The following is a 22466-nucleotide window of genomic DNA, read 5'->3' on the forward strand; positions in this document are numbered from 1 at the left end:
CGTGATCATCATTGCTTTAAAAGGACAGCAACAAATGAATCTTACTTTCGTATTGTTATATGACATTTTAAATTTATCTATATAAACAATATTGCATAATAATTGGTATTATATTATATTCATTTAAGTTTTATTTAACAGCAGCTTGTAATTCATTTAAATCACTTATTGGTACAGAGGTGAAGGCTAAGTGTATCTCATTATGTTTCTACATTTGGTCCTAAGTGCAGCTTTGACCTGGTTAGGAGTAACAGCTTCAAATATAAATACTCAATTATCGAGAAGCTATGCTAGTTCGCAATCGCCTGGTCACTTAACTTATGAAGATCAGATGGGTTTATTGGTTTTGCCTATTTTTGCATTAATAGTTGCTTTTATAGTGATCAATATTATTACTGCAATCATACTTCGAAAATTACACAATAAAGGTATTTTCAATAACAAAAAACTTTACTTTATTGGGTCGCATTGTATTATGTTAATGGTTTTTGTAATCACAATATATAATCAAATTTTTAATTACAACCCCTAATTAGATCATAATTGAAGATGCTATAACGCTGTACTTGAAATTTACATCATTGTTTAGACTGGAGAATTTACTGGAGGATTTACTAATGTATTTACCAACAATAAAATCAAGGCTTCGCTATGTTGGTGTTGTAGCTAGTGTGCTAGCTATTTGTTATTATTTATTCTTATATAAGAGTACGACTAGCGCCATTGTCACTTTGCAGTCCATTGATGATCATACCATCCAAGTTCTGATGGGCGATTCTATAACCCGAGTCGATATTAAAACTCATGAAATGGTTCGAAATTTACTTATAGAAGGAAATTATTATTACATAGGGTTTACGAATCATCCATTATGGGGCTCAAAATTAATTAAGATTGAACCTTCTCTCTAACCTAATAGGCGATGACATCGTTTCCTATCTATTAATTTAAAAAGTCAGCTGATCGGTATGATCAGCTGACTTCTTTTTATAATGACAATTAGAGCTCCAATACGGTAACCTGTTCCCCTTCCACGACCTCACCGTTATCGCGGAAGCCAGCTCTTTCGTACAGCTTTTTCGCTGCCGTGTTCTCCGCCTTATAAGAGATCCAGCAATATCGTGCCGGTCCTGCCGGGCGGGTACGGATAAATGCAAGAATTCGACTCATCGCTTCACGGCCATAACCTTGGTTCTGATATCGCGTGTCCATCATCAATCTCAGGATACAGTAGCTGTCATCTGCAATACTCGGGAGCTCGTACCCCGTTATCTGATAAGTGATCAATACAAAACCAACCGGCAGTTCATCCGCGTAAATGGCAAAAGGAAATGGATGCCCTCCATTCGTAGCCAGCACATAACACGAAGCCACACTAGACAGGTTGGAGGCTACATAGCGGCGCTGATCCTCTGTTACCTCCAGATTGAAGATTTCACGTCGGTTTTCCAGTGTAATTTTTCTGAGCGTAATCATGTAAGAACTCTTCCTTCCATTCGGTAAATTTGCTGCGCCGCGGTCGCATGAATAAATATACAAAATCTTCAAAAAAAGTAATAGACTTATATATTATTTTTTTGTATCCTATTATGTATCCGTGTCATTTTTGGAGTAGAAAAAAGCAGCCGATGCAATTGAACTGAAGTTCATTGCATCGGCTGCTTATTTTTTCATGTAACCCATCGTTACCGATTATTCGTTTGTTGTTGCTCCTGTATCTTCAGTGGAATCCGTAGCCGCATCTGCATCTGTACTTTCCTCTGCTGGCGTAAGTGTATTTGAAATTTCGGCATTGGAACGCAGGTCAGTCATCCAAGTGGAGCTAAGCTCACCAATTTGTTGATCCACCAATATTTTGCGAATTTCTTCTTTCTTGTCCTCCAGTGTTGGATTCGTCGCTTCTTTATGATCTGTCTTCATGATGATGTGGTAACCATAATCCGACTTCACCGGATCACTGATTTCATCAATCTCCATGGAAAAAGCTGCTTTCGAGAATGGCTCTACCATATCTGCTTCACCAAAGAACCCGAGATCGCCGCCATTTGCTGCGGAAGCCGTATCTGTGGATTTCTCCTTTGCCAGTGTTGCAAAGTCTGCTCCACCATCCAGCTCTTTCTTGATCGCATCTGCTTCTTCTTTAGTTTTAACGAGAATATGAGAAGCTTTCACTTGCTCTGGTGTAGCGAAGGACGCCTTGTTCTCCTCATAGTAAGTGCTGATCTGCTCATCGGTTACTTCGGTTTGCGGCTCTAGAATTTTACGCATTTTCACTTGAAGATCCATATTTTTCTTAAGGGCGTCAAGTGTCATTCCAGATTGAGCAAGTGCCGAGTTAAATGCTTCTTCACCGCCATATTGCGTCTTCAACGTTTCAAGCTCGGCATTCACGTCCTCTTCTGTTACCGTCACGTTAGCCTCAGACGCTGCCTGATCCACAAGCTCCATCGTAATCATATTCTCCAACGTGGATTGTCCGCCAAGTGTCACAAGTTCGTTATACAGCTCGTCCTTGGAAATGTCTGTCCCATTCACAGATGCAACAGCTTCCTTACCGCCTCCAAACGGAGGATATATAAGGACGATAATGAGCGCAGCTGCAAGAACTCCAGATATCACCATCCAGACTACACTATTCTTCCCTTTGGCTGCTGGCTGCTCTTCGTTCTCTGCCTGATCCTTTTGCATCTCTGGGGCTGTAGCTGCTTCCGGCTGTCCTTCCACCTCTGTTACCGGCTGTGCCTCAGACGATTCCAGCTGTGGTTCGGATTCCCCAGCAGGCTCATTTCCTTGCTGTATTTCTTTCTCTTCTTGCAAAGAATTCTGCTTCTCTTCCTCGTTGTCGAAACGCGATGGTTTGTTGTTATCCATTAAACTAAAACTCCCTTCGTGTCTTTCCATATCATGACCTTTTATTAAATATAAAGGATTTCAAAAATAAAACATTAAAATAACATAAAAAATCTATAGATTCGACTCAGATACCATAATATGTACTATTTTTACGCCAAAATTTCCTTTAGTCTCAATCTGTTTTTCTCATTTAAAGCATAGTCAACTAATTGTTCGTTATAACCCTCCGTTTGAAATATACTAATAATTTTGTTGATTCTTTCCTCTATATTTCGGCTCATATTGGTTTCTAGCTGGATCTCCAATGGAATGACGGGCAGCATCATATCCTTATAAGGGAGTGAAACGATGTGTTCCCATACATGCGGTCCATTTTCCCAGAAGCCTGAGCCATGGATGTACTCAATATGTTCTGGTGGCTGAATGCATGCAGCTTCAAACACAATTCCATGCACGACAAGGCGGGCAAAGGTCCAATGGTTTTTCGAAAAATCGGTAAACGTCCTAGTAGGAGTAGAAGCCGATGAGTACCAGTCCTCCATTGATGTGTTTAATTCATCTAAGCTCTCATCCTTAGTAAGAAACTCTTCAAAAATCTTTCCAATGTTATGGACATCTTCTGGCTTGGATACAAGAATATCAATATCTCCAGGCGTAATTTTGCATCCTTGGATAAAAGAGCTGAGTGAACCCGCAAATACATATCGGACACCCTCCTCATTTAATGCTCTAGCGATCAATTCAATAACGTTCATAAGCTGTGCTGGCGTAGTCACCGAATATACACCTTTCCTTTCTTGAGTTAAGAATCATGAGCATTCTAGAGAACTAGTTACAAGCTTATACATTTTATACAAAAACATATCAGAGGGTACAGTCAACTTGTAGATCCATATATCATTATAAAGAAATTTTGCACCGACGGAAAAGCAAATCTCGATAGTTATACTCACTAGCGCCTGTACTCTATCAATGCTCTCTTGTTAGAAAAACCGATATATACCTTCCTGAAAATAGCTATACTCTTCCTCCGTTATCCTTAACCTGCCATAGGACTCCAAAAAGACTTCCTTATCCCTCGCTTGATCAAATACTCCCTGCTTCGGACGAATCGCCAGTGCCATATCAAATCGTGGATCACCATAGCCTGCTCTGGGCCAATCGATAATGCCGCATACCTTATTGTCTTTAATTAATACATTATTCGTATGGAAGTCACCATGAATCAGCGTATTCTTTATCGGTAGTGGTCTATTCCTATCTAGTCGCATGAGCAGTTCTTCTGTTCCATCTATATTATAATTAGCTAGATTGTATCTGGCTTTCATAAGCATCGAATCGATCCAGGGCGGATCATTCTTATGTAATGGTCCAGGACATGGACATTCATGAATTCTCCTTAGGCATGCACCATATTGAGACACCACTTCTTCTCGATCCCTGTGGTTAGGTTGATCGCTCAAGAAATGTCTCAAGCTTATTCCATCTATGTAATCCATGAGCAGCCATCTTGAATTGCCTTCCACATGGAAAGCATACGTGCTTGGAACAAGCAGACCCGTAGTCGAAAGATATTGCATCGCTGCATATTCATCTGATAACCATTCGTTAAATAAGTCATGCTCTGTCTTCTTAATCACGAACTGGTGATCACGCGTTTCGATCTTCACGACAAGTGAAGTATGACCCTGCTTTGGATATGAGATGCTGCGAATCTCACCGATTAGATCTACAAGCTGAGCAGGAATATCCTCTATATTCATGGGTTATCTCCTTTTGCTTATTTTACATGGCTTCGGACTTGTTCAGCTAATTATACAATATTATAATTTGATATGTATCTAATTTAATGCCGAAATATAATACTGTAAAGCTCTTTCTAGAATAAAATGTCTCTAGTCACGGCCTCTCCTATACGCCTTTTCCATGAAGCGTTTCTTCCACTACCTACTCAAGATTTTTATGGCCTACGTATTCTCATGGCTAATCGAGAAACCGTTACTAAGCGCCTCAACAGTGCCGTCAACCAGATTCATCGCTGGGTCGATATTGTCTTTCCTGAGTTGCGGCAGGTCTTTAAGATCCTTACCTGCACCAGTGCATTTGCCACACTGAGACTCTTTCCGTTACCGAGTGAGATCGGTCAGTTAACTACGGATCAAGTTATTTCTGGCTGGAAGCAATATGTGAAGCGTCATGCTGGAGTGAAGCGCGCTGAGCTGCTGATTTCACTTGCAAAATCCAGTGTGGGTACGACTCAAGCTCTCCGTTCTTACAAGCTTCATCTGAGTCAGCTGCTCGAAGAATATGACTTAGCTCAGCGTCAACTTGAGCAGATCGAGCATGAGCTCCATACTATTCTCAAATCTATTCCTTATGCACAGAAGCTGCTTGAAATCCGAGGCATTCATGTAACAAATCTAGCAGGTATTCTTGGTGAGGCTGGAGATCTAAGTGGTTATCCACATGGTAATGCGCTGTTACGTCACGCCGGCTTGAATCTAGCCGAGGCTAGTTCCGGGAAATGGCGAGGAAAGATGGTGTTGAGTAAACGAGGCCTACCTCGCTTACGTCATTTTCTGTATCTCATGACGATGAGCATGGTGATGACGAACCCGGAAATTCGGGCTTTACACCACTTCAACGTCGAGGAAAAGAAGTTAAAGAAGATGAAATCCATTATGAAATTATGCGGTAAAGTGGCGCGTATGCTTGTTGGTCTGACCAAAAACAATGAAGCTTACGATTTGACCAAAGTTTTCCCACAGGCAGCATAAAATTATACGATCCTCACCAGCTCATGCATTCGTAGGATTTCAAGAAGCACGGAGTATCGGGAGACATTACGCAAAAGGGCTCGGACCTGTTCCGTTAGAAAGACCGACCTCCACCCCTTAGATAGATGTGACGAAGGAATGATAAGGCTTTGACCCGTTGAGACATGGGAGCGAGAATCGCTAAGGCGAAGTGGAGACGTGCAGTATATGGAACAATTTAGGTGATATATGTCTCACCTTTATTTGCGCATGCCCTTTTCTATTCACCCCAGCCAAAAGCTGCTCCATAACTTTTTCTCGCACACTTACTAGAGGTTGAAATCCTGCGAATTCATGAGTCTGAGTGAGGAAACTGAATCATTTCGAGGGAGCGTAATGGTGAGCTACTAACAAACTGCTTCGTCACTCTCCAGTGGGTGCTTAGGAGATATAGATTAACTCGTTTAATTCCCATATGTTGCTTCTATATCGATCCACCCGGACTCATACAGAATTTCAGTATGACCTGTGACCCTGTTTATTTTCACGAGGAGATCACTACCATTATTGTCGGATATGTGCCCATAATAATAAAGAGTAGGATACACAGTAATGCTGAACACAATTATTATGAGAATAAGCATGATGAATGTACTTAAATACTTCTTACTCATGGTTCGCCTCCCCGATCTATCAGCCTCAAATTTCCTGCTTAATTCCCGCCCTATACTTTTAATACTTACTTCTCTGAATTGGTACCGGTCTCTTGTTTTAAACTATCGTTTCCCGTTTGCTCAATTCTGATATACTATTTTACCTTCTTTATCATAGCCCGTTGCTTTTATTCCTGGCACTGTTCCGTAATAATATGTCGAAACCACATACCAAATTCTAAAACCAAGTCTCGAATCAAAAAACAGAGCATTTTCATTTAGATTCCCTATTCTGAAAGATCGCTTCATAGAACTTATTTAAGGTAAGCCTCCTAAAGTTTAACCAGTTAAATTCAATTATTTGAAATTGAGTAAAAGCTAAATTTATACTATGATTTTACTTGTTAAAATTGGAGGCGGTTACTATGGCAATGAACAAAAAAGGGTTTGAAAGCAAAAAAGCAAGGGAAGGAACACCTACTAACCCATAAACTGTGGCTTCTTCTCTAATCCATTGAGAGAGGTTTTTTATCGATGCAAAACAATACAATTAAATTCTTTGACTTTCATGTATGGGCAACAAACAAGATGTTTACTCACTTAGAATCATTACTAGACAATATATTTATTGAAGAAACACCAAGTTCATTTCCAACTATTAAAGATACATTAATTCATATTTATGTAGTTGAAAAAGGCTGGTTATCTACATTAAAGCTAGAAGAGCTAACCGATATCGACGAAATGACCAAAAACGTGCAATCATTAACAAAACTTGCAGAATCTAAAGATATTCAAGGTTTAAAAAAGTTATTTGATGATTTACATGAGGACTATAGAAAATTCTTTAAAAGCATTGAAGATTTTAACCAAGTAATCCCGGTTTTTTTTGGTCAATCACATATGGCATATGGAGATATAATTACTCATGTAGTGAATCATGGAACAAATCATAGAGGCAGCATAACAACTATGTTGAGACAATTAGGTCACGCTAGTTGTAATACTGATTACGGTGCATATATATACGAATTACAACATTAATGTTGCAAAGAAGCCTGTTGAATGTAACAGGCTTCTTTTGTTAGTCTTAACAAGAAAATCATCCACTGTAAAGACGTGTTGAATTACTAGACCCAGGATACAAAAGCTAATGATAATGAATAAAATATTGGCATACATTTCGAGGTTATCCTGCAAATTTGTATAAAGTAAAAATGAATCTGCTGCACCGTGAACAAGACCCGTAATAATTCCACGAACTCCTAAACCGAAAAAAACAACAGCAAGGATTAATTGAAATGTTTTCAAGAGATCAACTCCATAATTTTATACTTTTTTTACCTAGGAATGAGTCTGACGTGTTGTGGATTCGAATAATTGGATCAGCTCGTTAGAATATTCAGTGATATCAAAATCAGGGTTCGTTACGAGCTGCTGACTTGCGAGATCAATTGCACTTCTAATCGTCATAGCTAACACTCTAGTGCCTGTAGACGTAAAAGTCCGGAAACTTCCGTCCTCTTGGCCCCATTGTAGAATTTCAATAAGTGGCTCATATATCGCATTATCTCCTGGTTTATGATAAAACAGCTTCCCTTCTTCATCTCTAACATTCATCACAATTTCAGCGACAGCAGCCACCTGTTCCTTATGCGCATGAATAAATTCTAGATTTGTTTCGATATAGCACTTCAGCATAGAAGACGGAGTGGATTCATTTTCGATTTTTGACAAAAACGAGGCTCCCTTCATGTATAAATCCACTACAATATTTTGCATTAGTTCATCCTTGCTGGAAAAATGATACGTAACGACCCCCTTACTAATCCCAGCCCGTTTAGCGATTTGTCCGATCGAAGCCTGTGCATACCCTAGATCCCATATCGTCTCAATAGCGATATCCATAATTTGCGCTCTTCGCGCTTTTTCAATAAACGTCTTTTCATTAGATTTAGCACTCATGATCAAATATTAGCACGATCGTACTAATTGATCAATAGCTATTTGCTTCAGCCCTGTTACAGCTGTTTTCAATTGGCAAGTACGTATTTTGAAAGAGTCGTAATCAATCCACTTGTCCAATTCAACATTTCGTCCGTAAACTGTTCAAACTGATCTTCGCTGAAGCTGCCGGATTTAAACTGTTCTGAAATCTGAAGGATACGACGATCCTGATCGACAAGCACGTCATACATCTCTGTTCTCTGCTTAATGTAACTCCCTGTTTCATAATAATGCTTTGCCTGTAGTGTAAAAACAGCTGCTTTGTAAAGCCCGGCAAGTGCCTGCATATCTGCGCTATGCAAATAATTGTGGCTGCACATATGATAGAGATTGCAGGCACCGTTTAAAACCGCATGCCGGATATCAGTATGCTCAATTGGAGGAATCATTTTATCCAAGTTGCCGTGATAAGAGATCGTATCGTGATAGAACTGAAACAAATCGTATTTTGCCCATCCAGCAATTTCATTTACACCGGATACGAAGCCGCAAATTTTCTCTCGATTAGACAAACTCTGGATAGCTGAATTGTACTGTTTCAAATCCTCCAGCTTTACCCTATCCAAAATCAGAACCACGTCTATATCGCTGTTCTCATTGGCTTCTCCTCGTCCATAGCTGCCTTGCAGACCAATAAATATTACTCTATCACGAAACACCCTCCTAACCGTATTCGAATATAACTCCATCCAGTTTTCAATATGAATCATCGTTATTATATCCCCTTTCAAGTTGTTTACTGTGTAAAACCATTCGCTGCGTCGGATAACCGAATTCGGTCAACAATTCAGCTTCTGCAAATCCTAGCTCTTTCAATGCTTTCCGATAACCGGTATCTGCTTTATCTCCTTCTCGGAATGTAGTTATGCTAATACTATTGATCTTTAACCATTCACTAATAACCACCTCCATAAATAATTTGGCAATCCCCTGCTTCCGGTATAAAGGATGAACTCCCAAGAAATCGATGCTTTCCCTCGCGTAAGAAATCATCATATTTCCAATAACAGTATCGCCCTCTGTCATGATAAAGGCTCGTCCTTCTGCAATGCACTTACGCAACACCTTCATATGCTCTTCCTCATAAAAGTAAGGGTAACCATCAATAACAAGGCGGACCAAGTTCATCCAAGCATCAACATCTTTCTCAGATGCAAATCTAATTTTCTTTCCGCATTCCGCTTCTTTTTTGCTTTCTTCCCGAAAATATTCATCATCGAACCTGAATCTTAACTGTAGCGCATAATATTGTTCGTCTTCTCTAAATTGAAGCGGCGTTTTCTTATACATCGCTTTAAAAATAGTAGTGAAAGCCTGCTGACTATCGTAGCCCGCTAGTATTGCAATATCCAGAATGGGTTTATTCGAAAAGGCAAGTAACTTTGCCGCTTCCGTTAATTGTCGTCGCTGCACATATTCATGGATAGTCATACCAACCCTCTTTGAAAATATCCGATGCAAATAGTATTTCGAATAATGCAAGGCGTTTGCAATTACATCCAAATTCAATTTTTCAGTCAAGTGATCTTCTATATAGCTAATCGTAGTTATAATAAGATTCGATGTGTTCAAAGCCTCACTCTCCCTCCTAAAATAGTAGCAAGCATCCGTTCCGCAGTTTTAATTATTCTTGCGCTATGTTCACCAAAAAGAGCTGTTAAATCTAGTTAGCATCTATCAGGAGGTTTTAGTCTAGTATATTAATTAGTATTTCCCGTTAGAGTGACGTTATAACGTCATTTCACTTGCTCATTCCATAAGTAAATGCAATATTCTTTATTTGTACTAAGCGATTGTTTATTACGGATCTCAGAATAGATGATCTTTACTTCTCTTTGTATAAGAGAACCATATGTACAGCTGTATGCCTTTCCTACTACATTAAAAAAGGGAACAGCTGCCGCGGCAGTCTGCTCCCAGATCATCTTTTCTCTGTTACATGTATATATAAAAAGGGTAACCGAACTTCACACCCTAATTCGTTTTGGGGACTTCACTAACTTGGATCTATTTATATTAATAACCTTGTTTGATTGAACTAACGTTTTCCGTTAGACGTTAAACAAAAGGCTCGGACCGTTGAGACATAGGAGTGAGAATCACTAAAGCGAAGTGGAGACGTGCAAATATGGAATAATATAGGTGATTATCTATTCACAGCAGTTGCTAATCGATAACTGTTCCATGCTGTTGCGGAGTTACGTTCTCCTTTAGTGAAATCTCAAAGCGTTACAATCATTCAGAAGGATGATGTGGGTTTAACCGTAGACCACTGAATAAGCGAAACTTCTGATTCATCAGCTGTAACTGCTCCAACGCAAATATTCGTCTGATCAGGATTCGCAAGATAATGCTGAATAGTAAACCTGATGGCTTTTGAGATGTTCAAATTCAATAGTTCACTCTTATGAATCCAATACAACTCTCCCTCATCCGAAGGAATAAAGTTACTATGGGCTGTCTCGCCAAAATAAACATATTGTTGCCTGAGTTCACCATGACTCTCTTCTATTAAAATGTATTTCAGGGTGAAATTCTTTATCTCGTTCTCTTTATATCCTGTTTCCTCTTCAATTTCCCTATAGCTTGCCTTCATCGGGAAGTTTAGTTCCTCATACTCAAGGTGGCCTCCGATACCTCCCCAAAATTCAAAGTTTAGATCTGACTCATTCTCAATAAATTTGTTGCATGACTAATGTTTGGAACAATACTTTTCACCAGAATCAACTCAATTCCTGTATAAAAATGACCATGCAAATCTGTAATGCATTCATATTTCACTTTATTGTGGATTTGAAGACCTTGCTCAAAAAGAACCGTCCATTCATTATCAGCAAAGTTTATAAACCCATTATGTATTTCGATGTGATCCTTGATCTTATTTTCGCTTTCTAGTGATATACCTATCCAGTCGTTATCTTCATCAAACAATAAGTAGCACTCTTTATATGACTCTCCTCCATTATTAAGCATGTATCCTTCTTGCTCATAGAAATAGATATAAACGAGTAACAGTTCATCCGCTTCTTGCATTCTAATTTTCAAGAGATATTCCTCCTAGTGATTACAACATTAGCAAAAAGACAAGAGAAAAAATAAAGCTTAGTACTGCGATGAAAATATGAAGCCCTATCAATATCGTTCTTTTCAGAAGATTAATTTGCTTTTTTTGAATAAAGTAGGAGTATACGAACACAGCGATCACAAGGGGCAAATATTGATGAAGATCAGGTCCAGCTTGACTCGGTAATGCTTGGTTAATATATTCACGTGTAGTCTCATTATTTATCATAAATCCGTATATAACTCCGATGATCGCCGGGATCAATAATTGAAATGAGAACTGAACTAGATCTTTCTTCAAAAAGGAAGGAACAAGTCTTAGGTATTTGTCATTGACCATATTATATTGGCCTCCTTATTCATAGTTAAAAGTTTCCTCTTATAGAAGTTCACTTGTTAACATGGATATGCTGACGTTCTTTCCACTCGAACTCATTCCCCAAATGAAATGTGGATAGATCGATCACGAGATCGAGTTCTTTTTTTGGAGCATCCGAAAACCTCTTCTGTCCGTGCGCCCAGCAGCAATACAGCTCTACGTCCTCACCAATTTCCATATTGGAGCTTAAATATTTGAAAAGCTCTACCACGCACTTTTTGTTTACATGATATAACATGGGGGGAGCATGTTTAATTTCGTCATTGATCTCAAAGGAACCTTCTTCTGGATACACTTGATAAACAAATGGATGTCGGAAAGGATGCGATGATTCTTCTCTGGTTATGGGACCCGTTATATATAATCCTGCTGCATCCTCTTCTGTATCATAGATATCCATAAGTTTATCTCCCCTTGGGTATTTCTCCAGCAGTAATTGCATACCGCGTTGCTCCTTAGCGGCAGGGTTTCACATTCGTTATGTAATCATGAATCGTCATCACTGTTTTTTCTGTCCGAACGAGCCTATAGGAAGCTCATGGCTTGCTGCAACATAATAGAATAGGGTCACCGTGTCAATCTCATCTCCTATCTGAAACTTTAGTTTGAAATATCAAATTTATGCCTTAGGATTCTCCATCTGCAAATGACCAATGAGCAGGGTGTTTTAAATAACGAGGTAATTGGGTATGTTGATTACCTTTGGCTGAATTGACCTGTGCTTGAGCAAGAAAAATACATCCCGTAAGATCCGCTCCTGATAAGTCAGGGTGAAAAATATATCGATGATTGAACAACACTGGATCGCACCTATACATCCGAATCCTAGATAAATACGTCACCGTAATGGTTTATATCTTGTCCAATCTGGTACAATAGCGACTAAGAGGTGAAACCATGCTAGATTCGATTGATAACCACATCTTACAGCGCCTAGCCCAGAACAGCAGGATCTCTTATACCGATTTGGCCAAGGAGGTTGGACTGTCAGGGGTTGCGGTGAAGGAACGGATTGACAAGCTTGTTAACCAAGGCATTATTGAACAGTTCTCCATCGTCGTAAACGCTGAAAAATTGGGCAAGAAAATATCTGCCTATCTGGAGCTAGAAGTGGAACCTGCCCATTTGAATACGATTGTCGAAGAACTGAAAGCAAATGAACAAGTTGCTGTATTATATGAAATGACAGGCGCCTGTCTGCTTCATGTTCATATATTGGTCGAGGATATGGATCAGATGGAACGGTTTATGCATGAATCTATTTATGCACTGACAGGGATTCTACGAGTAGAGAACCAAATACTGCTGAAGCGCCACAAAAATCAGGACGGCTTAAATATATAAGATATCGTCCAATGGACAAAAGAGAGAACCTAGAGACCTAGCAAGGTCCTGCGATTCTCTCTTTTCTGCTAGCAGGCTATGATTTAATGATTGGTCTTGGATAACTTCGACTTGTAGAACTCGGCAAAATACTCGCTAACCACCGCTGTATGGCTATCTGACAGCTCTACCTTCGCCGTTAATTTAAGCTTCTTGCCATTGTACGTTCCGGTTGACTCCCCCACTCTCATGGATAGCGTGTTGCCATTATAGCGGATCGTGATCGTTTCCGCCCTTGGCTCCCAACCTACCTTGGCGCCAAAGCTCTCGAAGCTGTTTCTTAGCCCCACTGTCTTTTGCTCCGCATCACCGAACTGTCCTTTGTTAATGACTGCGTGCACGCCCCAGTTGCCGTCAACCACTTGAGTTATTCCAAAATCGGAGGAAATGGACATGAGGGAATAGGCTTCATCCTCGCTTAAGTTCATCCCCTTCATTAAGAAGAATTTTGTCTTGAATGCGGCATCTTTCATCGCTTTATCAAGGGACGATTGGTTATAGATCTCCTCCTGGGCATTTGCTCCAAGCTCTTCTAAATAGTTCGTATAGCTAAAGCCATGAATGACCCATTCGTTTTCATTTTCGAGAAGTGGGTAGTTCAGCTCGCTAAGCTTAGGACTAAGCTGATCTTTCTTATGAAGTATGAGCTGAATATCCCCTGTTACCGATGTCTCAATTGCCGTGCCGTTAAGCTCTGAATCGCCCTGACCCGCATGCGGATCGCCTACCGTTAACAGTGCACCTTCAACGGAAACAGGATAATACATCGTTGCCCCTTCGGTTACACGCCAGTCATCAATGTTACCACCATAGTAAGAAGGCGGAACCGAGTCTACGATATCTGCTTCCTTCGGAGCAACAGCCATGGTACCAAAATGCAGCCTAACCGGAACCTGTACGCCTTCAAGTACATTGAAGTTCTTCTCGATGGTATCATGATCCACAACGATTCCTGGATACTTTATGATTGGATGCACTTTACCATCTGGGTCCGTCTGAGGCGTCCACATATAGTTGTATAAAGCAGTAGCGTAATCCGTTACACCGTCCGAACTCATCTCATAAATCGTTACAACCTCTCGTTTCTTCGGCTCCTCTATCATCTCCCCATACAGATAACCCCAGTTCGCAGCCACATTAACACCATAAGTTTGACCTGCATATTTCTCATTCCCGTTAGGGCGCAGCTGCATATCTAGTATACGAACCTCAAGCACATCTCCGGGCTCTGCGCCCTTTACTTCAATAGGTCCAGTCATGATATGTACGCCAGGGCCTCGATCTGCCATGTGTTTATGTTCGCTGTCCCAGTGAAAAATGTCCTCCACTCCCGCATCGCCCTCAATCATCCTCTCATAATCATCGCCGGAGTGATGCGTAATGGCTTCGACCGTGACGATATCTCCAGAGTTCACTGTAAGAACGGGGTCGCCTTTCCCGATATTTCCCCACCGAACGTTATCCGCATTTGCTGCTAAATAGTGTGTTTCCGGTTTAGATGAAGCTTCTGAAATGTTAGAATACCCTACATAGTCAACTGAACTCAGCACAAGAAAAGCTGTAACAGTCAGACAAACCTTACGTGAAATACGTCCCCCCATGATAAACTCCCCTTCATATTCGATTTAGCGTTAGTTTTACTAACATGTTAGTGAGATTGAGTTTAGCATAAGCTTAAAATATTAACAATATAAACTTTACAGAAAAAAAACTTAATTTAATTAACCAACGTACAATGAAATCTTAAAAAAGTAAGAAAATATGAGTATCTTTCGCCGTTCTAACCCTCTTCAAATTGATGACTTTACGATGCTTAATGTAAAAAAGCAGCTGCCTTTTCGGCAGCTGCTTCATGTTAATTTATATTCAGTTTCATACTATTTACTAAGTAAGAGTTTCAAACCTTCGTGGCTCGCAACAAATCCGATTCGTTCGTAGAATCTAAGAGCCTCTTTACGTTCTTTGTCCGTTGTCAGTTGAACCATTTCACAACCCATAGCTTCAGCCTCATGAATAGCATACCGAATGAAAGACTCTCCTAAGCCTTTCCCCCGATAATTACGGTCAATACGAACTCCCTCGATCTGACCACGTGTCATCCCTAGTCTTGCAATTCCAGGAATAATGATCAGCTGAAGACAACCAATCACTTGGTTGTCTTCCAGAGCAACGATGATGAAGTTGCCTGTCTGCTGCTCCATTCTTGTAAATGCTTGGACGTAGGCTTCTGGCAATGGATCTTCAGCTCTTTCTCGAGTCGCTCCTAATTTATCATCTGCTAACAAACGAACGATGGCAGGAAGATGCTCCACAGCTGCTCTTGTAAATTCCATAGAACCTCCTATTGGATAAAAATATGTTATGTTTCCGATCTATAATAACGTATTTCCATTCATGACCTCTCTAAGTACCATTTCATCGCATTCTTGTATAGCACCTTATCTGCTTGCTCTTCATCCACTGTATGATATATCAGTTCGATATCAGCATGATTATAGGGCCTCTTCGCTCTCGTCGATGGTAAATCTGTTCCGAACATAAGCGCATCGGGGTTCACATCGGATATTTCACGAATAGCCTTCACTACATCAAGCTCTACCTTGCCAAATCCAGTAGCCTTGACCCTTACCCCTTTATCTACTAGAGATAAAAGATACTTAAGACCTGCTTCAGACAAACCCAAATGATCCACTGAAACCGCCGGAAGACGTTCTAAAGTGGATGCAATTTCAGGCAAAGAAGTCGAATCAATATACAGCTCTGCACGCCACCCTGCCAATTCATATACTCTTCTTGCGAAGTAGTCTAACTGAGAAAGATCCTCTGAACCTCCCCGCTTCACATTGAACCGAACGGCTCTTACACCGTGATTATGTAATCTTAGAATCTCTTCATCGGATGTATCATGCGGCAGCTGCGTCACTCCAACGAAATTCTCACCTAGTTTTTGCAAGGAATCGATTAGATAGGTTTGATCAAATCCTAGAAAAGAGCCTGATACAACTGCCCCACCCTTCATATCTAATTCCTGTACCCGTGCTAAATAATCATTCGAAGTAAAGGGATTGGGTAACCATCACAATGAACAGCATCAATCATCTCCCCTGGATTTTTTACATTCCGATACGATGAATTTACACATTCCTACAGTCGATTTTACAAATGTACGAATTTCTCTATTTTTTGAGTCATAAAACATCCAAATCGTACGATTTTGATATAAAGCGGAAATTGTTCTATAGCTGTCTGAGTCCCCAAAATGCTAAAGTTACGGCGTAACAGGCATCAGAAATGGACACTCTTTCACTCATTTGCGGATGCATGTAGAAAAATTTCAACGATCAAGAATAGGGGCGTGTAGTTGCAGGCTATGAAAAAACAATCAAAAAAATCACTCGCATTTCTTCTCATGTTATCTATGGCAAGCTCGTCGTTAGCAGGTCAAAGTTTCGCAGCAAGCCCGGAGGTTCAGCTCTCCGATATTAAAGGACACTGGGCAGAAGCAAAAATTCAAGCTTGGATCGATCAAGGATTGGTTCGAGGATATTTGGACCGCACCTTTAAACCGAACAAATCCATCACTAGAGCCGAGTTTATAAATTTAGTCAATGCTGCTTTTGGATATTCTGGACAAACCAAGATTAACTTCAAAGATGTTTCTGTGGATGCCTGGTACTATGACGCCGTGGCTGCAGCCAGCGCCGCTGGATATATAAGCGGGTACTCGAATCAAACGATGAAGCCGCAGAATTCCTTATCCCGTCAAGAAGCAGCAGTGATCATCGCCGGAATTCTGAATTTGGAGGATAACGAGGATGCCGCGGATGCCTTTAGCGATTCATCCACCATTGCAGCTTGGAGCAAAGGAGCTGTAGGTGCAGCGGCAGCGGCGGGAATGATATCCGGTTACGAAGATGGCAGCTTTAAACCTCTTCATTCAATCACGCGTGCCGAAGCCGTCGAAATACTGGTTAACGCTGTAGATACGAATACGCAAGTTGGTGCCAAACCATCTAAACCCGTCGGAACGACAAACCAGCTGAATGTTGCCCCTCCTGCGGATGAAGCCTCTTTATCTGCCGTGCGACATGGTGAAAATGCAGCCGACGACACACTCAAAAACACGGCTGCAACAAATCCTTTTATTCAGATTCTGGATGGTTTTGATGCAGTATGGTCCTTGAACCAACCGGCCTGGAGAAATGGAACAGCCTTAACTGTCCCTGGGGTCAACGGCAAGGTTGCGAATTATGGTGACGGGCCGACTATTTATTTTGACGGCTATAAAAATGATGCAGCCGCTGTCGTTGCAGATAAGAAAACATATGCAAATGCCGAAATAAGAAACAAGGCAACCTGGGTTGCCAATATTAAATATGTAGAAGAAGTCACGCAAAATCGTACCAAAGAAGAAGCGCTCGCAGCCTACTATGATGACCAAAGAGATAAGATCTATAGTATGATCGATGGTTTCGGACCGCTGGCTAACACTTATGTGGATATCATCAAGCCAACGACAAGCGTTGAACGAAGCATCGATGAAATGGATGTCGTCTTGACAGAAACCACGGTAGAAGACGAGAGTCAGGGAATCGGAAGCTGGGAAAATAACGAGCTTGAAGATATGATCGCTTTAGTAGACGCCGTTCGTTTCAAAATCCCTGCTTCATCTAATCCGTCTAAATATTTCTTCTCTTCACCAAGACCGTGGAGAATGAATTCAAACGGAGAGGTTAAAGAAATCGTCGATCAGAATGGTCTTCCTGTTTGGGAAACCCTCGGGGAAGGTGAACCAACAGATGAACCCTTACCTTCAGGAGGTACAAAATCAACCGGAGAAAGACATTTCCAAACGTATGAATCCGATGTTGAGGTTATCCCTGCATTGAGCTATGTCAGAAGAGAAGCAGAGGATGGACAAGGTAAAGATGGTGCTTTCCCAAGCGGACATACAAGCGCGTCGTACCTATCCGTTCTGCCTTTTGCCTACGCTACACCAGAACGATACGCTGAATTTTTGACCCGAGCGGCTCAAATGGGGGAGAATCGGATCGTAACCGGAATGCACTCACCGCTTGATGTAATCGGTGCAAGAATTCAAGCTACAGCCATGGCTGCCTATGCATTCAATAAAGAAGAGTATAAAGAATTATTAGAGAAGGGCTATGAAAATGCAGGAGAAGTATTTGGAGCGAAAGCAGCAGCAAAAGGCATGAGTCTGTATGACTATGCACATACGGTGACAGAGGACTATAACTTCAAGAGTGCATACGATGAGACAAAATGGACAGATCATGACGCCAACAAAGCCTTCTACAGAGAGAAGCTTACTTATGGCCTGCCTCAAACCGGAATCAAAGGCCTCGCTCCTGTAGTACCAGAAGGTGCAGAAGCTTTACTCGAAACGCGCCAGCCTTATTTAACCGATGAACAGCGCAGAGAAGTATTGTATACGACGTCCATTGACTCCGGTTATCCTGTACTGGACGAATCAAACGGCTGGGGCAGACTGGATCTCGTCACAGCTGCGGATGGGTACGGCGCGTTCCTGGAGAATGTAACCGTGAATATGGACGCTTCCAAAGGACGCTTTAACGCACAAGACTGGTGGAGAAATAATATCAGTGGCACGGGCATGCTTACGAAAAAGGGATCGGGAACCCTTACTTTAACAGGGAACAATACCTACACCGGCGGAACTTTGCTGCAAGCAGGAACACTGGAAGCCCAGTCTGCGACCGCATTTGGTACCGGAGATCTGTATGTGGAGAATGGAACCGTCATGGTTAACGCCGATGGAGCATTGAAAGTGAACAGAAACTTTACCATGGACAACGGAACCTTAGAAATGGTGATGGATAATGACAACAGTCAGATCCATGTCAGCAAAATGCTGTATCTTGCTGGGGGAAGCCTGAATCTGGATCTATCTAACTATAACATTGAGGGTTCTAAAGATATTACATTAATTACTGCCGGTGGAGTTAAAGGTCAATTTGATCGTGTAACTGCGGATGGTTATGACGTGACTGTCACTTATAATGAGGATCGTGTCATTGCCCATGTTACAGCAAAATAATAAATAGAATAGTTAAGGGCTGAACTAGTTTCTAGTTTCAGCCCTTTTTGTAAATTATGAATACTTCTTTGATAGTAAGAAAAGAAGGTTCTCTTTTACATCCGCCCATTCGTTGTCAAGTATGCTGTAAAAAATATTATCATGCATGGATCCGTCTGCCTTTATTCGATGCTTACGGAAAACACCTTCCTTGATCGCTCCGATTCGTTCAATTGACCGTTGTGATCGGATATTTTGTCCACTCACGGAGAACTGGACGCGCATTAGATGCAGCTCCTCAAAGCAGTGCCGCAGCAGAAGAAATTTGCACTCCGTATTGACACCCGTCCTCCAATAGTCAGGCGATAGCCATGTCCATCCAATCTCAGCATTTCTATTCGCCATATCCAGATCCCCTGCTCGGGTGGTTCCGATGATCTTCCCTGACGCTTGATCCAATATGGTGAAGGGAATCTGGGATCCATTATTTTTATTTGCCAATGCATCAGTCAGTACCTGATCCAGTTCTTCCGTTGTATGGATCGTTCTCCAGGTGTATTCCCATACCTTTGGAGACAACAAGACGCTGATTAATTCTGCCTTGTGGCAATCTTCCATCGGAACAAGAGTTACTATTTTTCCTTCTAGAATGCAATTCATCTGATCTTGTTTAATAATTACTCTCCTCCGTCCATGTGGGCCAATTCAAATACTCGATTCCATTGTCTCGTTAAATAAGGTGACACGGCGCCAATGTTAGAAGTTTCGACTAACAAAGAAAAGGTATGTCCTCCCCAAGGGCCCTGTGGATCAAAGATTTGTCTACCGATTCGCACGCCTTCTGCTGTTAATGATGTACTCAAGCGTTTCATACCTTCGTTTAAAACTTCAAGAGGCAGCGGTTTATTTCTACGCTCGGACCATTCTGCCAAGAAGAACATACCCCGTAAAATATCATATTCAAAAAACCTCGGAAAGCAAGGCTTCAGCCACTCCACATCGATAATGTCCCCTTTTTGCTTAGAACACACAAGACGATGCTCGATTAAATACCGTGCACCTTCGTCTAAGAAAACAGCCTCCTGCACCGTAAATTCGCGGTTGGTATGTAATAATATAGCTTCCAGGGGAGGTAACGTAGAGACGATAGAACTTTTCCTAGAATGCGTATAAGCTTCAGGATCACAGTTCAGTCCGCCATCAGGTAATTGATGTTTTAACAGCCATTCCCGGATCCAAGGCAGTTCCTTGTCCAAATCACAGCCATAAGCGGTCAGAATCATATAAAAAACAGCGAGTTCACAGTGACAGCAATCCATCTTCAGCTTATCCCTTTCACTTGATGGACCGTCGTCCTCAGATATAATAAAAGTTGGCCAGACCTGAGTTTTGAGGAGATATTTAGCTCTTTCAATAGAGGATTGTGGGATTCTCCTCACCTCTCCCATTTCATAGAGAGCAGCCATATGCCACCAAGCCCCATCCCATTTTCGACGAGTGCATTCACCGTGATCCATCGTAAAATGGGGGGCATATTCAAGAAACTGTATAGATTTTTCGATTTCCAAACGCAGAGTTTGAGTCGTCTCCATTTGTTATCTCCTCTGTTATGTCTAAAACTGATTTGATTACTGTCATATTTTCCTAATTATATCACCAGATAGCTGTTACCTTCTAAACTAATCTACCCTAAATGAAAAAAAAGAGCAGCTGCCAACTGGCAACAGCTCCATACAATCTCAATCTTACGTATCACTAATGGAATATTTGATAATTTTAGGTCTGCTTCTTATTCCAACTTTTATTCATCCTGAATACTTGTACCAATTTATTTGCGATGGTTATAACGATTAAGATGGTAACGAGAATTAAAGTAATGGTTGCTCCCGGTGGAGTACCATACTCATAAGAAGTTACTAATCCGCTTAACATACCCGTTAATGTAATAGGAATCCCTATCAATATTGTGCTTGAAAAGCTTCTGCTCAATCGCATAGATATCGCTGCAGGTAATATTAAAATCGCAGATACTAAGAGTGCGCCTACGATTGGCATAATGATAGCAATGGTTATTCCCGTTAAAGCATTGAATAGGATAGACATCGTCTTTATGGGTAAGCCAGCAGTAAAAGCCGTTTCTTCATCAAAAACCATTACGTACATCGCCTTCCGAAACACTAGGTATAAGCACAAAATTATACCCGCCAATATATAGAGTATCCACACCTGCTCCATACTAATGGTTACGATTGATCCAAATAAAAATTTTTCGATATTTAGTGTGGAACCACCCTGACTCAAACTAATTAGAAACAAGGCTAAAGCCATCCCAGCTGACATTAAAATGGCGATAGACACTTCAGAATACGTTCGATATAGCATACGCATGTACTCCAGTAAAACAGCAATAACTACGACCATCAAGATATTGGTCCAGGTTGGGTTAACGCTGACTAATAGTCCTAATGCGACTCCAGCTAATGAAACGTGGGATAAAGTATCTGCCATAAGGGATTGCCTGCGTAATATGAGAAACAATCCTAGCATGGGTGCAATTAATGAGATGACAAGGGAGGCCTGGAAAGCTCTTTGCATGAATCCATAGAGAAACATCTCCAAGGTAAGCCCACCTTTCGTATAAGTTCAATATGTTTGTTACAGTATTTTCGAAGCTCATCATGATCGTGTGTGACCATCAAAATTCCCTTCCCATGTGCCTCACTGTAATGCTTTAACAATTTGTAAAATTCTTCGCGTGATTTTGTATCCATTCCTGTGGTAGGTTCATCCAATACAAACAGATCAGGGTCTGTAGCAAAAACACGTGCGATAGAGATTCTCTGTTTTTGTCCTCCGGACAGTTCTCCAATCTTTTTATAGCGCATATCCCACATTCCAACGGATTCAAGGGCACGCTTGACCTGTTCTTTGTCCTCTTTATTTAATTTCTTAAACCATTTGCCTCTCTGATAACGACCAGACTGAACTAATTCCAATACTGTACTGGGAAAACCGACATTAAACGAAGCAACTTGTTGAGGGACATATCCAACCACTAGCTTCTCTCCGAGACGATTATTGGGGGATAAGCTAACTTTACCGGTTGTAGGCTTAAGTAAACCTAATATATTCCGAATTAAAGTGGTTTTCGCCGCTCCATTCTCCCCTGTCAGCATGATAAAGTCCCCTGGATTTAATTCAAAGGATATATTCGTAAGAACAGGCTCCTGTTCATAATGAAATGCCAGTTCATCGACTTTAATATAGTACATGAGATTATTTACCTCTCTATTTACTCTGTTCCTCTTAATTAC

At 41.0% G+C, this 22466-nt stretch carries 23 protein-coding genes and 2 pseudogenes; 5 read left to right on the forward strand and 20 right to left on the reverse strand.

Annotated elements, in window-relative coordinates; all coding sequences use genetic code 11:
- The first annotated feature begins 617 nt into the window (after positions 1 to 617).
- On the forward strand, positions 618 to 911 hold the full coding sequence (locus BK126_RS09155; RefSeq protein WP_076312238.1) for a hypothetical protein: 294 nt from the start codon (positions 618 to 620) through the stop codon (positions 909 to 911).
- An 88-nt stretch (positions 912 to 999) separates the two neighbouring features.
- Here BK126_RS09155 and BK126_RS09160 read toward each other — a convergent pair whose 3' ends face one another.
- From BK126_RS09160 to BK126_RS09175, 4 genes are all read right to left on the reverse strand, one after another.
- Positions 1000 to 1476 (reverse strand): GNAT family N-acetyltransferase, encoded by a 477-nt coding sequence (locus BK126_RS09160; protein ID WP_076312239.1) that lies wholly within the window; start codon positions 1474 to 1476, stop codon positions 1000 to 1002.
- A 216-nt stretch (positions 1477 to 1692) separates the two neighbouring features.
- On the reverse strand, positions 1693 to 2871 hold the full coding sequence (locus BK126_RS09165; protein WP_083655779.1) for a foldase protein PrsA: 1179 nt from the start codon (positions 2869 to 2871) through the stop codon (positions 1693 to 1695).
- 131 nt (positions 2872 to 3002) lie between these two features.
- Complete coding sequence (locus BK126_RS09170) at positions 3003 to 3629, reverse strand: nucleotidyltransferase family protein (protein ID WP_076312241.1); 627 nt, start codon at positions 3627 to 3629, stop codon at positions 3003 to 3005.
- A 207-nt stretch (positions 3630 to 3836) separates the two neighbouring features.
- Positions 3837 to 4616 carry a phosphotransferase family protein gene (locus BK126_RS09175; RefSeq protein ID WP_076312242.1) on the reverse strand — a complete coding sequence of 260 codons (780 nt, stop codon included), beginning with the start codon at positions 4614 to 4616 and terminating at the stop codon, positions 3837 to 3839.
- 216 nt (positions 4617 to 4832) lie between these two features.
- Here BK126_RS09175 and BK126_RS09180 point away from each other — a divergent pair, with 216 nt between their 5' ends.
- Complete coding sequence (locus BK126_RS09180; protein WP_238546461.1) at positions 4833 to 5630, forward strand: transposase; 798 nt, start codon at positions 4833 to 4835, stop codon at positions 5628 to 5630.
- Positions 5631 to 6796: 1166 nt separating this feature from the next.
- A complete protein-coding gene (locus tag BK126_RS09190) occupies positions 6797 to 7306 on the forward strand; it encodes a DinB family protein (RefSeq protein ID WP_076312243.1) in 510 nt (169 codons plus the stop codon).
- Here BK126_RS09190 and BK126_RS09195 read toward each other — a convergent pair.
- The 9 genes and pseudogenes from BK126_RS09195 to BK126_RS29800 all read right to left on the reverse strand — a co-directional run.
- Positions 7295 to 7573 (reverse strand): hypothetical protein, encoded by a 279-nt coding sequence (locus BK126_RS09195; RefSeq protein ID WP_076312244.1) that lies wholly within the window; start codon positions 7571 to 7573, stop codon positions 7295 to 7297. The genes BK126_RS09190 and BK126_RS09195 overlap by 12 nt on opposite strands.
- A 33-nt stretch (positions 7574 to 7606) precedes the next feature.
- On the reverse strand, positions 7607 to 8170 hold the full coding sequence (locus BK126_RS09200) for a TetR/AcrR family transcriptional regulator (protein ID WP_256702758.1): 564 nt from the start codon (positions 8168 to 8170) through the stop codon (positions 7607 to 7609).
- Between the two features lie 125 nt (positions 8171 to 8295).
- Positions 8296 to 8979: a nucleotidyltransferase domain-containing protein gene (locus BK126_RS09205; RefSeq protein WP_218639243.1), complete on the reverse strand. Its 684-nt coding sequence runs from the start codon at positions 8977 to 8979 to the stop codon at positions 8296 to 8298.
- Positions 8966 to 9841 carry a GNAT family N-acetyltransferase gene (locus tag BK126_RS09210; RefSeq protein WP_076312245.1) on the reverse strand — a complete coding sequence of 292 codons (876 nt, stop codon included), beginning with the start codon at positions 9839 to 9841 and terminating at the stop codon, positions 8966 to 8968. The genes BK126_RS09205 and BK126_RS09210 overlap by 14 nt, the downstream gene beginning before the upstream one ends.
- 667 nt (positions 9842 to 10508) lie before the next feature.
- Positions 10509 to 10946 (reverse strand): NUDIX domain-containing protein, encoded by a 438-nt coding sequence (locus BK126_RS09215; RefSeq protein WP_143757697.1) that lies wholly within the window; start codon positions 10944 to 10946, stop codon positions 10509 to 10511.
- Positions 10925 to 11314 (reverse strand): hypothetical protein, encoded by a 390-nt coding sequence (locus tag BK126_RS09220; protein ID WP_076312247.1) that lies wholly within the window; start codon positions 11312 to 11314, stop codon positions 10925 to 10927. Before BK126_RS09220 ends, BK126_RS09215 begins: the two co-directional genes overlap by 22 nt.
- A gap of 19 nt (positions 11315 to 11333) precedes the next feature.
- A complete protein-coding gene (locus BK126_RS09225) occupies positions 11334 to 11672 on the reverse strand; it encodes a hypothetical protein (protein WP_076312248.1) in 339 nt (112 codons plus the stop codon).
- 49 nt (positions 11673 to 11721) lie between these two features.
- Positions 11722 to 12153: a hypothetical protein gene (locus tag BK126_RS09230; protein ID WP_047913358.1), complete on the reverse strand. Its 432-nt coding sequence runs from the start codon at positions 12151 to 12153 to the stop codon at positions 11722 to 11724.
- 184 nt (positions 12154 to 12337) lie between these two features.
- Positions 12338 to 12478: pseudogene (locus BK126_RS29800) on the reverse strand (pentapeptide repeat-containing protein); the annotation flags it as partial.
- Between the two features lie 130 nt (positions 12479 to 12608).
- Between BK126_RS29800 and BK126_RS09235 the strand changes: the two are divergent.
- The gene (locus BK126_RS09235) at positions 12609 to 13055 is read left to right on the forward strand and encodes an Lrp/AsnC family transcriptional regulator (RefSeq protein WP_076312249.1); all 447 of its coding nucleotides are present in this window, start codon (positions 12609 to 12611) and stop codon (positions 13053 to 13055) included.
- 83 nt (positions 13056 to 13138) lie between these two features.
- Here BK126_RS09235 and BK126_RS09240 read toward each other — a convergent pair whose 3' ends face one another.
- The 3 genes and pseudogenes from BK126_RS09240 to BK126_RS09250 all read right to left on the reverse strand — a co-directional run.
- Positions 13139 to 14695, reverse strand: a complete 1557-nt coding sequence (locus BK126_RS09240) for an acetamidase/formamidase family protein (RefSeq protein ID WP_076312250.1) — start codon at positions 14693 to 14695, stop codon at positions 13139 to 13141.
- Between the two features lie 276 nt (positions 14696 to 14971).
- Positions 14972 to 15427, reverse strand: coding sequence for a GNAT family N-acetyltransferase (locus BK126_RS09245; RefSeq protein ID WP_076312251.1), 456 nt, complete (start codon positions 15425 to 15427; stop codon positions 14972 to 14974).
- Between the two features lie 59 nt (positions 15428 to 15486).
- Positions 15487 to 16170, reverse strand: a pseudogene (locus BK126_RS09250) (amidohydrolase family protein); the annotation flags it as partial.
- Positions 16171 to 16464: 294 nt separating this feature from the next.
- On the opposite strand from BK126_RS09250, the gene BK126_RS30130 reads away from it, so the two are divergent.
- Positions 16465 to 19173 (forward strand): S-layer homology domain-containing protein, encoded by a 2709-nt coding sequence (locus BK126_RS30130; protein WP_076312632.1) that lies wholly within the window; start codon positions 16465 to 16467, stop codon positions 19171 to 19173.
- A 54-nt stretch (positions 19174 to 19227) separates the two neighbouring features.
- Here the strand turns inward: BK126_RS30130 and BK126_RS09260 are convergent, their stop codons facing one another.
- The 4 genes from BK126_RS09260 to BK126_RS09275 form a co-directional block, all read right to left on the reverse strand.
- Complete coding sequence (locus BK126_RS09260; RefSeq protein WP_076312252.1) at positions 19228 to 19812, reverse strand: GNAT family N-acetyltransferase; 585 nt, start codon at positions 19810 to 19812, stop codon at positions 19228 to 19230.
- Positions 19813 to 19829: 17 nt separating this feature from the next.
- Positions 19830 to 20744, reverse strand: coding sequence for a prenyltransferase/squalene oxidase repeat-containing protein (locus BK126_RS09265; RefSeq protein WP_076312253.1), 915 nt, complete (start codon positions 20742 to 20744; stop codon positions 19830 to 19832).
- A gap of 184 nt (positions 20745 to 20928) precedes the next feature.
- Complete coding sequence (locus BK126_RS09270) at positions 20929 to 21771, reverse strand: metal ABC transporter permease (protein WP_047914367.1); 843 nt, start codon at positions 21769 to 21771, stop codon at positions 20929 to 20931.
- A complete protein-coding gene (locus BK126_RS09275; RefSeq protein ID WP_076312254.1) occupies positions 21708 to 22424 on the reverse strand; it encodes a metal ABC transporter ATP-binding protein in 717 nt (238 codons plus the stop codon). Before BK126_RS09275 ends, BK126_RS09270 begins: the two co-directional genes overlap by 64 nt.
- Positions 22425 to 22466: the final 42 nt, after the last annotated feature.

Origin of the sequence: Paenibacillus sp. FSL H7-0326, from assembly GCF_001955535.1 — a bacterium.
GTDB lineage: Bacteria > Bacillota > Bacilli > Paenibacillales > Paenibacillaceae > Paenibacillus > Paenibacillus shunpengii.

Bases quoted from the DNA above. Each gene is read 5' to 3' on its own strand.
- BK126_RS09155 (WP_076312238.1), top strand. From the start codon at position 618: ATGTATTTACCAACAATAAAATCAAGGCTTCGCTATGTTGGTGTTGTA.
- BK126_RS09160 (WP_076312239.1), bottom strand. From the start codon at position 1,476: ATGATTACGCTCAGAAAAATTACACTGGAAAACCGACGTGAAATCTTC.
- BK126_RS09165 (WP_083655779.1), bottom strand. From the start codon at position 2,871: ATGGATAACAACAAACCATCGCGTTTCGACAACGAGGAAGAGAAGCAG.
- BK126_RS09175 (WP_076312242.1), bottom strand. From the start codon at position 4,616: ATGAATATAGAGGATATTCCTGCTCAGCTTGTAGATCTAATCGGTGAG.
- BK126_RS09180 (WP_238546461.1), top strand. From the start codon at position 4,833: ATGGCTAATCGAGAAACCGTTACTAAGCGCCTCAACAGTGCCGTCAAC.
- BK126_RS09190 (WP_076312243.1), top strand. From the start codon at position 6,797: ATGCAAAACAATACAATTAAATTCTTTGACTTTCATGTATGGGCAACA.
- BK126_RS09200 (WP_256702758.1), bottom strand. From the start codon at position 8,170: ATGGATATCGCTATTGAGACGATATGGGATCTAGGGTATGCACAGGCT.
- BK126_RS09205 (WP_218639243.1), bottom strand. From the start codon at position 8,979: ATGATTCATATTGAAAACTGGATGGAGTTATATTCGAATACGGTTAGG.
- BK126_RS09225 (WP_076312248.1), bottom strand. From the start codon at position 11,672: ATGGTCAATGACAAATACCTAAGACTTGTTCCTTCCTTTTTGAAGAAA.
- BK126_RS09230 (WP_047913358.1), bottom strand. From the start codon at position 12,153: ATGCAATTACTGCTGGAGAAATACCCAAGGGGAGATAAACTTATGGAT.
- BK126_RS09235 (WP_076312249.1), top strand. From the start codon at position 12,609: ATGCTAGATTCGATTGATAACCACATCTTACAGCGCCTAGCCCAGAAC.
- BK126_RS09240 (WP_076312250.1), bottom strand. From the start codon at position 14,695: ATGGGGGGACGTATTTCACGTAAGGTTTGTCTGACTGTTACAGCTTTT.
- BK126_RS09245 (WP_076312251.1), bottom strand. From the start codon at position 15,427: ATGGAATTTACAAGAGCAGCTGTGGAGCATCTTCCTGCCATCGTTCGT.
- BK126_RS30130 (WP_076312632.1), top strand. From the start codon at position 16,465: ATGAAAAAACAATCAAAAAAATCACTCGCATTTCTTCTCATGTTATCT.
- BK126_RS09260 (WP_076312252.1), bottom strand. From the start codon at position 19,812: ATGAATTGCATTCTAGAAGGAAAAATAGTAACTCTTGTTCCGATGGAA.
- BK126_RS09265 (WP_076312253.1), bottom strand. From the start codon at position 20,744: ATGGAGACGACTCAAACTCTGCGTTTGGAAATCGAAAAATCTATACAG.
- BK126_RS09275 (WP_076312254.1), bottom strand. From the start codon at position 22,424: ATGTACTATATTAAAGTCGATGAACTGGCATTTCATTATGAACAGGAG.